This window comes from Brenneria sp. g21c3 (genome assembly GCF_040240345.1).
Classification (GTDB): domain Bacteria; phylum Pseudomonadota; class Gammaproteobacteria; order Enterobacterales; family Enterobacteriaceae; genus Brenneria.
In genome coordinates, this window is record NZ_JBEIAB010000002.1 from 271,329 (window position 1) to 282,834 (window position 11,506).

Below are 11,506 nucleotides of genomic sequence, written 5' to 3' on the forward strand. Positions count from 1 at the left end.
ATATGGTGGACTATCAGGGTAAAAAAGTCGTCATCATCGGGTTGGGGCTAACCGGTCTCTCCTGCGTTGATTTCTTTCTCGCGCGTGGCGTGGTGCCGCGCGTGGTGGATACCCGCGTCAGTCCTCCCGGATTGGATAAGTTACCGGAAAATGTCGAGCGTCATCTCGGCGATCTCAATGAAACCTGGCTGATGGACGCCGATTTGATTGTGGCGAGTCCGGGCATCGCCTTGTCCACGCCCATACTGTGCGATGCCGCAGACGCGGGAATTGAGATCGTCGGCGACATCGAGCTGTTTTGCCGTGAGGCTCAGGCGCCTATCGTGGCGATTACGGGGTCGAACGGTAAAAGCACGGTCACGACGCTGGTCGGCGATATGGCGCGCGCCGCCGGTTGGCAGGTGGGCGTGGGGGGGAATATCGGCCTGCCGGCGCTGCAATTGCTTCAGCATGAATATCAGCTTTATGTGCTGGAGTTGTCGAGCTTCCAACTGGAGACCACCAGCAGTTTACATGCCGCGGCGGCGACCATACTGAATGTGACCGAAGACCATACCAACCGTTACCCGTTCGGCTTGCAGCAGTATCGCGCCGCGAAGTTGCGTATTTATGAAAACGCCAAAGTGTGCGTTGTTAACGCGGATGATGCGCTGACGATGCCCATTCGCGGCGCGGATGAACGCTGTGTCAGTTTCGGCGTCGACGTCGGCGATTATCACCTGAACCGCCAGCAGGGAGAAACCTGGCTGCGGATTAAGGGGGAGCGGGTGCTGAACACCCGGGAAATCAAACTGGTAGGACGGCATAACTATACCAATGCGCTGGCCGCGCTGGCATTGGCTGATGCCGTCGGTATTCCGCGTTCATCCGCGTTAACCGCGCTGACCGCTTTTACCGGGCTGAGCCACCGATTCCAACTGGTTTGGGAGCGCAACGGCGTGCGTTGGATCAACGACTCCAAAGCCACCAACGTCGGCAGTACCGAAGCGGCGTTAAACGGCCTGAAGGTCGAGGGTACCTTACACTTATTATTGGGGGGAGACGGCAAATCCGCCGATTTTTCTCCTTTGCTGCGTTATTTCCAGGGCGACGACATCCGGCTCTACTGCTTCGGCCGCGATGGCCGGCAGTTGGCGGCGTTGCGGCCTGAAATCGCAGAGCAAACAGAGACCATGGAACAAGCGATGCGGCTGATAGCCGGGCGCGTGGCGCCGGGCGATATGGTGTTGCTGTCGCCGGCGTGCGCCAGCCTCGATCAGTTCCGCAGTTTTGAACAGCGCGGCGATGAATTCGCCCGCCTGGCTGAGGAGTTGGGCTAATGCGGTTCCCGGGACTGGCATTGATCGAACCTCTAAGAAATTGGGTGATGGGGTCGCGGGAAAGCGATTCGCTGAGCCTTGTGCTGTATGACCGTACGCTGGTGTGGTTGACGTTCGGGCTGGCTGTGATTGGTTTTGTGATGGTGACATCGGCCTCAATGCCGATCGGGCAGCGTTTGGCGGACGATCCTTTTCTGTTTGCCAAACGGGATGCGTTGTATCTGGGGCTGGCTTTTGCGCTGGCGCTGGTGACGCTGCGCATTCCTATGGAAATTTGGCAGCGTTACAGCCCGGTGCTGCTGCTGTTGGCGATGGTGATGCTGCTGGTCGTGCTGGTGGTCGGCAGTTCGGTCAACGGGGCGTCACGCTGGATTTCCCTGGGGCCGCTGCGTATTCAGCCTGCCGAGTTATCCAAGCTGGCGCTGTTTTGTTATCTCTCCAGCTATATGGTGCGCAAAGTAGAAGAAGTGCGTAACAATTTCTGGGGCTTTTGTAAGCCGATGGGCGTGATGGTGGTGTTGGCCGTGTTGCTGCTGGCTCAGCCGGACCTGGGAACGGTGGTCGTGCTGTTTATCACTACGCTGGCGATGCTGTTTTTAGCGGGGGCGAAGCTCTGGCAGTTTCTGGCGATTATCGGCTGCGGTATTTTCGCCGTTTGCCTGCTGATTATCGCCGAACCCTACCGTATGCGGCGTGTGACTTCCTTCTGGAATCCGTGGGAAGACCCGTTCGGTAGCGGCTATCAGTTGACCCAATCTCTGATGGCGTTCGGTCGGGGCGAACTGTGGGGACAAGGACTGGGAAATTCGGTGCAGAAGCTGGAATATCTGCCGGAAGCGCACACCGACTTTATTTTCTCCATTTTAGGCGAAGAGCTCGGCTATATCGGTGTGGTTTTAGCGCTGTTAATGATATTCTTCGTCGCTTTTCGTGCGATGTCTATCGGGCGGCGGGCGCTGGAGATTAATCAGCGCTTTTCGGGGTTTCTGGCATGCTCTATCGGCATCTGGTTTAGTTTTCAGACGTTGGTCAACGTCGGGGCGGCGGCGGGAATGCTGCCCACCAAAGGACTGACGCTGCCGTTGATCAGTTACGGCGGTTCAAGTTTGCTCATTATGTCGACGGCCATCGTTTTGTTGTTACGCATTGATTTTGAAACGCGCCTGACAAAAGCGCAGGCGTTTACGAGGAGTGCCAGATGAGTGGCGAAGGAAAGCGTTTGATGGTGATGGCGGGCGGAACGGGAGGACATGTTTTCCCCGGTCTTGCCGTCGCGCATCATTTGATGGCTCAAGGCTGGCAGGTGAGGTGGTTAGGCACCGCCGATCGCATGGAAGCGGATTTAGTGCCGCGGCATGGGATCGAGATCGATTTCATCCGTATTTCCGGGCTGCGGGGAAAAGGGCTGAAAGCCCAGCTCAGCGCGCCCCTGCGTATTTTCCGCGCGGTTCGTCAGGCGCGGGCGATTATGCGTCGTTATCAGCCGGATGTGGTGCTGGGGATGGGCGGTTACGTTTCCGGCCCCGGCGGTTTGGCCGCCTGGCTGTGCGGCATTCCCGTGGTGCTGCATGAACAAAACGGCATTGCCGGGCTGACCAACCGTTGGTTGTCGCATATCGCCAAAAAAGTGTTGCAGGCTTTTCCCGGCGCGTTTCCGAAGGCGGATGTGGTCGGTAACCCGGTAAGAACGGATGTGCTGGCTCTGCCGACGCCGGAGATTCGTCTGGCTGGACGCAGCGGGCCGATTCGCGTTCTGGTGATCGGCGGCAGTCAGGGGGCAAGAGTCCTGAACCAGACGCTGCCGGGCGTCGCCGCGAAGTTAGGCGACAGTATTACGATTTGGCATCAGGTCGGTAAAGGCGCCCTGGCGGATGTTAAGCAAGCTTACCAGCAGGCGGGGCGGACTCAGCATCGCATCGACGAGTTTATTGATGACATGTCGGAGGCGTATGCCTGGGCTGACGTGGTGGTGTGCCGTTCCGGCGCCCTGACGGTCAGTGAAATTGCCGCCGCCGGGCTGCCGGCGCTGTTTGTCCCTTTCCTGCATAAGGATCGGCAGCAGTATTGGAACGCCCGGCCGCTGGAGAAAGCGGGTGCGGCGAAGATTATCGAACAACCGCAGTTTAACGTGACGTCCGTGAGTGAAACGCTGGCGGGCTGGGATCGCGCCACGCTGCTGTCGATGGCGCAAAAGGCTCGAACGGTGGCCATTCCCGATGCGACAGAGCGCGTGGCGGCGGAAGTGAGCGCCGCTGCGCGCTAGCTAAACGACCGATGCGGTTCATGGTCGGATCATTAATTTAGTATCGCCGGCGGGACAGCCGCCGGGGATTAAATAAGGTAGCGATAGAAAAAAGTGAATACTCAACAACTGGCGAAACTGCGTTCAATCGTGCCCGAGATGCATCGCGTCCGGCACATCCACTTTGTCGGCATTGGTGGTGCCGGCATGGGCGGTATCGCCGAAGTGTTGGCTAATGAAGGCTACGAGATTAGCGGGTCCGATCTGGCGCCGAATGCCGTGACTCAACAGTTGAGTGAACTGGGGGCGCAGATTTATTTTCACCACCGAGCTGAAAACGTATTGAATGCCAGCGTGGTCGTGGTCTCCAGCGCCATTTCCGCCGACAACCCGGAGATTGTGGCGGCGCATGAAGCGCGTATCCCGGTGATTCGCCGGGCTGAGATGCTGGCCGAGTTAATGCGTTTTCGTCACGGCATCGCCGTTGCGGGAACGCACGGCAAAACCACGACCACGGCCATGGTCGCCAGCATTTATGCCGAGGCCGGGTTGGATCCGACATTCGTGAACGGTGGTTTGGTCAAGGCGGCGGGAACGCATGCGCGTCTGGGTTCCAGCAGATATCTGATTGCCGAAGCGGACGAAAGCGACGCCTCGTTCCTGCATTTGCAACCGATGGCGGCGATTGTAACCAATATCGAAGCCGACCATATGGATACCTATCAGGGCGATTTTGAAAACCTGAAACAGACGTTTATTAACTTTTTGCATAATTTGCCGTTTTACGGTCGGGCGGTGATGTGCGTGGACGATGATGTCATCCGCGAGTTGTTGCCTCGGGTCGGGCGTCATATCACCACCTACGGCTTTAGCGACGATGCCGATGTGCGCATCGCCAGCTATCGGCAGGTCGGCGCGCAGGGGCATTTCACCCTGGCGCGCCAGGATAAACCGCTGCTGAATGTGACGCTGAACTCGCCGGGGCGTCATAACGCGTTAAACGCCGCGGCCGCCGTTGCCGTCGCGACGGATGAAGGCATAGACGATGAATCGATCCTGCGTGCGCTGGAGCGATTTGAAGGAACCGGCAGGCGGTTCGATTTTCTGGGTGAATACCCGTTGGAACTGGTTAACGGTCAAAGCGGCAGCGCCATGCTGGTGGATGACTACGGACACCATCCGACCGAAGTCGATGCGACCATCAAGGCTGCGCGCGCAGGCTGGCCGGACAAACGTCTGGTGATGATTTTTCAGCCGCACCGTTATACGCGTACTCGCGATTTATATGATGACTTTGCCCATGTGCTGTCGCAGGTGGATGTGTTGTTGATGCTGGATGTTTATTCGGCGGGCGAATCGCCGATACCGGGGGCGGATAGCCGGTCGTTATGCCGCACTATCCGGGGACGCGGTAAGATTGATCCGATTTTAGTGACTGACGTGGATACTTTGCCTGAGTTGTTGTCACAGGCGCTACGTGATGGGGATCTGGTTTTGGTGCAAGGGGCTGGCAATATCGGCAAGCTGGCGCGGAAACTGGCTGATTCCAGGTTACAGCCGCAGATAAGTGAATGAGGAACATCATGACAGAGAAAGTTGCCGTATTGCTTGGTGGAACCTCTGCCGAACGTGACGTGTCGTTGCTTTCAGGTCAGGCGGTGCTGGCAGGTTTGCAAGAAGCGGGGATTAACGCCCACGCTATCGATACGCGCGAGTTTCCGGTGACGCATCTCAAGGATGAAGGGTTCACTAAAGTTTTTATCGCGCTGCATGGCCGCGGCGGCGAAGACGGGACTTTGCAGGGGCTGCTGGAATTTTTACAACTGCCCTATACCGGCAGCGGGGTGATGGCGTCCGCGCTGACGATGGACAAACTGCGCACCAAGCAGGTATGGCAGGCGTTGGGGTTGCCGGTGTCGCCTTATGTCGCCCTGAGTCGGCAAGCGTTTTCCGCGATCGCTCCGGATGAGCTGCCGGGAAAATTCGCGCATTTAGGCACGCCGTTGATTGTGAAGCCAAGCCGCGAAGGCTCCAGCGTCGGCATGAGCAAGGTGAATGAGATAGCAGATCTGCCTGCCGCGCTGGAAGAGGCGTTTCGTCATGACGACGAGGTGCTGGTGGAAAAATGGCTCAGCGGCCCGGAGTACACGGTTGCCATCCTTGGCGACGAGGTGCTGCCGTCTATCCGTATCCAGGCCGCGGGTACGTTTTACGACTACGAAGCGAAATATCTGTCGGATGAAACACAGTACTTTTGCCCAAGCGGTCTGTCATCGGAAAAAGAGCAGGCGTTGGCCGATCTGTCGATGGCGGCTTACCGTGCGCTGGATTGCAGCGGCTGGGGCCGGGTGGATCTGATGATGGACGGCGACGGGGCTTTTTATCTGTTGGAGGTCAACACCTCTCCGGGAATGACCAGCCATAGTCTGGTGCCGATGGCGGCTCGTCAGCGCGGCATGACGTTCTCACAACTGGTTGCCCGGATTCTGGAGTTGGCTGACTGATATGTCGCAGGCAGCGTTGAATACGCGTGGACGAGAACATGAGACTCGCGGGGCGCGTCGCAGTAACGGAGGCCAACTGGCGGGATTGATTTTCCTGCTGATGGTGATAGGGACGATCGTCTGGGGGGGCTGGATGGTCGTCGAGTGGATGAAGGACGCCAGTCGTCTGCCGCTCTCCAGACTGGTGGTGACCGGTGAAAGGCAATACACCACCAACGACGATATTCGTCAGGCGATTTTAGCGTTGGGTTCGCCGGGAACCTTTATGACGCAGGATGTCAACGTGATCCAACAGCAGATTGAACGTCTGCCGTGGATCAAGCAGGCCAGCGTGCGTAAGCAGTGGCCGGATGAATTGAAGATTCATCTGGTTGAATATGTTCCGGCGGCGCGTTGGAATGATCTGTTCATGGTTGATAATGACGGGAACGCTTTCAGCGTACCGGCCGAGCGCATCGGTAATCGTAAAATGCCGTTGCTGTACGGCCCGGAAGGCAGTGAAAAAGAAGTGCTGGAAGGATATCGGACCATGAGTCAGGTGCTGGCGGCAGGCAAGTTTACCTTGAAAATGGTTGCGATGAGCGCGCGTCATTCATGGCAACTGGGATTGAATGACGATACCCGTCTTGAACTGGGACGGGACGATCGGGCCAGGCGTTTAGATCGTTTTATCGAGCTTTATCCGCTGTTGCAACGTCAGGCACAGAGCGATAACAAACGTATCAACTATGTCGATCTGCGTTATGACTCTGGTGCGGCGGTAGGCTGGGGGGCGGCCTTGTTTGAACAGCAACACATTGATCAGCAACAGAACAGTAATCAGAATCAGACACAGGCTAAACAACAATGATCAAGTCGACGGACAGAAAACTGGTAGTTGGGCTGGAAATCGGTACGGCAAAGGTGGCTGCGCTGGTAGGGGAGGTTCTGCCCGATGGCATGGTCAATATTATCGGCGTGGGCAGTTGTCCGTCTCGCGGTATGGATAAAGGCGGCGTTAACGATCTTGAATCGGTCGTCAAATGCGTTCAGCGCGCGATTGACCAGGCTGAACTGATGGCGGATTGCCAGATTTCCTCGGTATATCTGGCGCTCTCCGGCAAACATATCAGTTGCCAGAATGAGATAGGGATGGTGCCTATTTCAGAAGAGGAAGTCACGCAGGAGGATGTGGAAAGCGTGGTGCATACGGCCAAGTCCGTGCGCGTGCGCGATGAACACCGCGTTCTGCATGTGATTCCGCAAGAGTATGCGATTGATTACCAGGAAGGGATTAAAAATCCGGTCGGATTATCCGGCGTGCGTATGCAGGCGAAGGTTCACCTGATTACCTGCCATAACGATATGGCGAAGAATATCGTCAAGGCCGTCGAACGTTGCGGTCTGAAAGTGGATCAGCTGATTTTCGCCGGTTTGGCGTCCAGCTACGCGGTATTGACGGAAGATGAGCGTGAGCTGGGCGTTTGCGTCGTCGACATCGGCGGCGGCACGATGGATATTGCGGTCTATACCGGCGGCGCCTTGCGGCATACCAAAGTTATCCCTTACGCGGGTAACGTGGTAACCAGCGATATCGCCTATGCCTTTGGTACGCCGCCGACGGATGCCGAAGCGATAAAAGTCCGTCACGGCTGCGCATTGGGCGCGATTGTCGGCAAAGACGAAAATGTCGAGGTTCCCAGCGTAGGGGGGCGCCCGCCGCGCAGTTTGCAACGGCAGACGCTGGCGGAAGTGATTGAACCGCGTTACACCGAACTGTTGAATTTGGTGAACGACGAACTTTTACAGTTGCAGGAGCAGTTACGTCAACAAGGCGTTAAACACCACCTGGCGGCAGGTATCGTGCTTACCGGCGGTGCGGCGCAGATAGACGGACTGGCGGCCTGCGCACAGCGAGTGTTCCACACTCAGGTGCGCATCGGCCAGCCACTAAATATTACAGGTCTGACGGATTATGCGCAGGAACCTTACTACTCCACGGCTGTCGGGTTACTGCATTACGGCAAGGAGTCTCACCTCGGTGGTGAGCATGAAGTCGAAAAACGCGCTTCAGTGAGCAACTGGTTCAAAAGAATCAATAGCTGGCTGAGGAAAGAATTTTAATTTTATCAAAGAGATCATTTAGCACAGTTTATGATCTCGCAGTTACAGGCACAAAGCGGAGAGAAACTATGTTTGAACCAATGGAATTAACCAACGACGCGGTGATAAAAGTCATCGGCGTTGGCGGCGGCGGCGGCAACGCCGTCGAACACATGGTGCGTGAGCGCATCGAAGGCGTTGAGTTCTTTGCAGTGAATACCGATGCGCAGGCATTACGTAAGACCGCGGTCGGTCAAACCATTCAGATCGGCAGCGGCATCACCAAAGGTCTGGGTGCCGGCGCCAACCCGGAAGTCGGCCGGAATTCAGCGGAAGAAGACCGTGAAGCGTTGCGTACGGCGCTTGAAGGCGCCGATATGGTGTTTATCGCCGCGGGCATGGGCGGCGGTACCGGGACGGGCGCTGCGCCGGTAGTCGCTGAAGTGGCGAAAGACCTGGGCATTCTGACGGTTGCCGTGGTGACCAAGCCTTTCAACTTCGAAGGCAAAAAGCGTATGGCATTCGCCGAGCAGGGCATCGCCGAGCTATCCAAACACGTCGACTCCCTGATCACTATTCCGAATGATAAACTGCTGAAAGTTCTGGGGCGCGGTATCTCCTTACTGGATGCATTCGGCGCCGCGAACGATGTCTTGAAAGGCGCGGTTCAGGGGATTGCCGAACTGATTACCCGTCCCGGTCTGATGAACGTCGACTTTGCCGACGTGCGCACCGTGATGTCCGAAATGGGTTATGCCATGATGGGCTCAGGCGTGGCGCGCGGCGAAGACCGTGCGGAAGAAGCCGCTGAAATGGCGATCTCCAGTCCGCTGCTGGAAGATATCGACCTGTCCGGCGCGCGCGGCGTGCTGGTTAACATCACGGCCGGTTTCGATCTGCGTCTGGATGAGTTCGAAACGGTGGGTAACACCATCCGTGCATTCGCCTCTGACAACGCGACGGTGGTTATCGGTACTTCGCTCGATCCGGAAATGAACGACGAATTGCGCGTCACTGTCGTCGCTACCGGTATTGGGATGGACAAGCGTCCGGAAATTACGCTGGTGACGAATAAGCAGTCCAGTCAGCCGGTTATGGATCATCGCTATCAGCAGCATGGCATGACGCCGCTGACGCAGGAAAAGCCGGCGGCGAAAGTGGTTAACGACCAGAATCCGCAGACGAATAAAGAGCCGGATTACCTGGATATCCCGGCGTTTCTGCGTAAGCAGGCGGATTAATACCGTCTCATAACGTTGGAATCTCCGCTCTTTGTGCTAAACTGTACCACCGAGCCTAGTGTATGCTAGGTCGGTAGGTTCAGTAACATGCGAGATAAAATGATGATCAAACAACGTACATTAAAACGTATTGTTCAGGCGACAGGGGTCGGTTTGCATACCGGCAAGAAAGTCACCCTGACCATGCGTCCTGCACCGGCAAATACCGGGGTCATCTATCGTCGCACTGACTTGAATCCACCGGTTGATTTTCCGGCTGATGCAAAATCCGTGCGTGATACCATGCTCTGTACTTGCCTGGTTAATGAGCATGACGTGCGTATTTCTACGGTGGAACACCTTAACGCCGCGCTGGCGGGGTTAGGCATTGACAATATTGTCATTGAAGTGAATGCACCGGAAATTCCAATTATGGACGGTAGCGCCAGTCCTTTTGTATACCTGCTGCTGGATGCCGGTATTGAAGAACTGAACAGCGCCAAGAAATTCGTGCGTATCAAACAGCCTGTACGGGTTGAAGATGGCGATAAATGGGCTGAACTGACGCCGTTTAACGGCTTTAGCCTGGATTTCACCATCGATTTCAACCATCCGGCTATTGATGCGGGTTCTCAGCGTTATCGCCTGGACTTTTCTGCCGATGCTTTCGTGCGTCAGATAAGCCGTGCGCGTACCTTCGGTTTTATGCGTGATATCGAATATTTGCAGTCTCGTGGGTTGTGCCTGGGCGGCAGTTTCGATTGTGCGATAGTCGTAGATGATTACCGCGTGCTGAACGAAGACGGACTGCGTTTCGAAGATGAATTTGTACGCCATAAAATGCTGGACGCCATCGGCGATCTGTTCATGTGCGGCCACAATATCATCGGCGCGTTTACTGCATTCAAGTCAGGACATGCCTTGAACAACAAACTGTTGCAGGCGGTGTTGGCGAAGCAGGAAGCGTGGGAATACGTGACGTTCGAAGACGATGCGGAAATGCCGTTGGCATTTAAAGCACCGTCGACCGTTCTGGCTTAACGTATAAGTCGTTATTTCTTATTACGACTGGTTTTACTGGTACTCTCTCCGGCCAGCGAAGCCAGTCGTTCTAGTATCTTGCGTAGCTTCTCCGGGCTGTGACTCGCCAAACCTCTTAATGTTTCCGCACTTTGTTCACTCAACTGACGCAATGGCCGTTGATCTGCCTGGTCAGGCGTGGTGATATCACGACTTTTCACCATTTCATGCCCTTTTGCGGCGAGCGCGGGATTAATCCTGATGTCGATTGAGGCCAATGATGGTAATATTTGGGCGCGTAATGCAGAGAGCAATGCTGGCTGTTCATAACGTAACCGCATCAACCAGTTAGCGTTGGCGGTTTCCAAAACCAGCAGCCCCTGCCGATAGTTGGCGACGCGGCACCAGGGGTGTAACTGTGCGGGGAGGATGCCACGCACCGCCCGGTTGAGTTTTAATAACGCGATAGCGCGCTGCTGCACATCACGCAGTGGGCCAGTACCCGCACCCGATGCGCTATCAAACAGAGATTCCAGTGATTGTGGGCGGCTATCACGCATAAATCAGGCTCCGACGGACGTTAAACTAGTGATCGGTATTCTAAATCGTTGGCGACAATTTGGCAGACGTTATTTCTGGCCGCATCTCCTATTGGGGATGGTCGCGGCAAGCCTTGGCTTGCCCAACAGTCTGAATGCGTCGCAGAAGATGGTTCCGTTACCTGATTCCTCTTCCAGCGTCAGCCGCCAGCACAGCGTATCGCTCAGCCTTACCGATTTAGTGGCGTTGAAAGAAGCGCAGCGTCGCTCTTCTTTTGCTGTGGACTACTGGCACCAGCATGCCATCCGTACGGTCATCCGTCACCTCTCTTTTGCGCTGACCGCGCCGCAGCAGATAAACGCGCAGCAGGTTGATGATTTACCTCCGCACTCTCTGGTGTTGCTGGATACGCTCAATGCGCTGTTAACGCGCGAAGAGAAACCACCTACCATTATTCGCCAGACAGGGCGAATCTCCGCTTTTCCCCTTACGCAGCATCAGACCGGGATCTGGCTGGCCCAGGTTCGCGGCATTCGAGCCGGTCCCTATTTCCATTGCTGAAAAATATTGATTGATAAT

General features: G+C 56.0%; 11 protein-coding genes. 10 read left to right on the top strand and 1 reads right to left on the bottom strand.

The window, feature by feature from the left end:
* Nucleotides 1–2 precede the first annotated feature (2 nt).
* The 9 genes from murD to lpxC all read left to right on the top strand — a co-directional run bounded on the left by murD (nt 3) and on the right by lpxC (nt 10,408).
* Nucleotides 3–1,319, top strand: a complete 1,317-nt coding sequence (murD, locus tag ABRZ28_RS03955; RefSeq protein WP_319604619.1) for a UDP-N-acetylmuramoyl-L-alanine--D-glutamate ligase — start codon at nt 3–5, stop codon at nt 1,317–1,319.
* Nucleotides 1,319–2,521 carry a cell division protein FtsW gene (gene ftsW / locus ABRZ28_RS03960; RefSeq protein ID WP_319604618.1) on the top strand — a complete coding sequence of 401 codons (1,203 nt, stop codon included), beginning with the start codon at nt 1,319–1,321 and terminating at the stop codon, nt 2,519–2,521. The genes murD and ftsW overlap by 1 nt, the downstream gene beginning before the upstream one ends.
* Nucleotides 2,518–3,582, top strand: a complete 1,065-nt coding sequence (gene murG / locus ABRZ28_RS03965; protein ID WP_319604617.1) for an undecaprenyldiphospho-muramoylpentapeptide beta-N-acetylglucosaminyltransferase — start codon at nt 2,518–2,520, stop codon at nt 3,580–3,582. The genes ftsW and murG overlap by 4 nt, the downstream gene beginning before the upstream one ends.
* Before the next feature lie 93 nt (nt 3,583–3,675).
* Nucleotides 3,676–5,136: a UDP-N-acetylmuramate--L-alanine ligase gene (gene murC / locus ABRZ28_RS03970; RefSeq protein ID WP_319604616.1), complete on the top strand. Its 1,461-nt coding sequence runs from the start codon at nt 3,676–3,678 to the stop codon at nt 5,134–5,136.
* A gap of 8 nt (nt 5,137–5,144) precedes the next feature.
* Entirely contained in the window at nt 5,145–6,065 is a 921-nt protein-coding gene (locus ABRZ28_RS03975; protein WP_319604615.1) for a D-alanine--D-alanine ligase, read from the top strand.
* Nucleotide 6,066: 1 nt separating this feature from the next.
* Complete coding sequence (ftsQ, locus tag ABRZ28_RS03980; protein ID WP_319604614.1) at nt 6,067–6,915, top strand: cell division protein FtsQ; 849 nt, start codon at nt 6,067–6,069, stop codon at nt 6,913–6,915.
* Nucleotides 6,912–8,168 (top strand): cell division protein FtsA, encoded by a 1,257-nt coding sequence (ftsA, locus tag ABRZ28_RS03985; RefSeq protein WP_109052476.1) that lies wholly within the window; start codon nt 6,912–6,914, stop codon nt 8,166–8,168. The genes ftsQ and ftsA overlap by 4 nt, the downstream gene beginning before the upstream one ends.
* Nucleotides 8,169–8,236: 68 nt before the next feature.
* Nucleotides 8,237–9,388: a cell division protein FtsZ gene (gene ftsZ, locus ABRZ28_RS03990; RefSeq protein WP_319604613.1), complete on the top strand. Its 1,152-nt coding sequence runs from the start codon at nt 8,237–8,239 to the stop codon at nt 9,386–9,388.
* Nucleotides 9,389–9,490: 102 nt separating this feature from the next.
* Complete coding sequence (gene lpxC / locus ABRZ28_RS03995) at nt 9,491–10,408, top strand: UDP-3-O-acyl-N-acetylglucosamine deacetylase (RefSeq protein WP_319604773.1); 918 nt, start codon at nt 9,491–9,493, stop codon at nt 10,406–10,408.
* An 11-nt stretch (nt 10,409–10,419) separates the two neighbouring features.
* Here the strand turns inward: lpxC and ABRZ28_RS04000 are convergent, their stop codons facing one another.
* The gene (locus ABRZ28_RS04000; protein ID WP_319604612.1) at nt 10,420–10,947 is read right to left on the bottom strand and encodes a DUF721 domain-containing protein; all 528 of its coding nucleotides are present in this window, start codon (nt 10,945–10,947) and stop codon (nt 10,420–10,422) included.
* A 28-nt stretch (nt 10,948–10,975) separates the two neighbouring features.
* On the opposite strand from ABRZ28_RS04000, the gene secM reads away from it, so the two are divergent.
* Nucleotides 10,976–11,488, top strand: a complete 513-nt coding sequence (gene secM / locus ABRZ28_RS04005) for a secA translation cis-regulator SecM (RefSeq protein WP_319604611.1) — start codon at nt 10,976–10,978, stop codon at nt 11,486–11,488.
* Nucleotides 11,489–11,506: the final 18 nt, after the last annotated feature.